The following is a 701-nucleotide window of genomic DNA, read 5'->3' on the forward strand; positions in this document are numbered from 1 at the left end:
GGGCGGAGGTCCCCAGCCTGGAGGCGGCGGAGGCGGGGGCGGTCCCCATTCCTGCGCACTGGCATTCGCACCCAGACCCAGCGTTGCGATCGCAAGCCCGGCGACAATGATACGCGTCACCTTCATGACTAGTCCCTCCATGCCCACCACCGGGCATGAAGGCATCATGGGACAAGCACCGCTTCGCCAAGCTGAACGCGATTGTTCTGCGCCGTTCAGGAAGATGCCCCTCAAAACAACTTCCGCACCCCCACCCGGATCGAGCGGCCGATGGGATCGATATAGGCGGGCTGGAAGCGGTTGGGCGTATTGCCGTTGCGGTCGGTGACGTTGATCCGGTCGTTCAGCAGATTCTCGACCGTAAAATTGACGTTCAGCCCCTTTGCCCAGGGTTTCTTGATGATGTTTTCCATACGGACGAAGCTGTAGAGGACGAGCCAGGTCCGGCCCGAAAAGCGCAGGTCGGAGGCGGCGATGTCGCTGCGGATGCGGGTCGGCCCCTGGATGCGCCCATAGACCCCCAGGTTGAACAGGCCGTAAGAGAAATGGCCGTTCAGATCGACGTCCCAGCGCGGCCGTCCCCCGGTCCCGCTGAGCGTCGCGCCATCGAGCAGGTCGAGCACCGGGCCGGTCCCGCGCAGGGTCAGCCGATCCTCCAGCCGGTAATTGGTCGTCGCCGACACCCATAAGGCGGGCGGGCG

At 64.5% G+C, this 701-nt stretch carries 1 pseudogene; it reads right to left on the reverse strand.

Features of this window, described 5'->3' with window-relative positions:
* Positions 1–230: 230 nt before the first annotated feature.
* Positions 231–701, reverse strand: a pseudogene (locus tag SB4_RS18345) (TonB-dependent receptor); the annotation flags it as partial.

The sequence above is a fragment of the Sphingomonas sanguinis genome, from assembly GCF_001476905.1.
GTDB lineage: Bacteria > Pseudomonadota > Alphaproteobacteria > Sphingomonadales > Sphingomonadaceae > Sphingomonas > Sphingomonas sanguinis_B.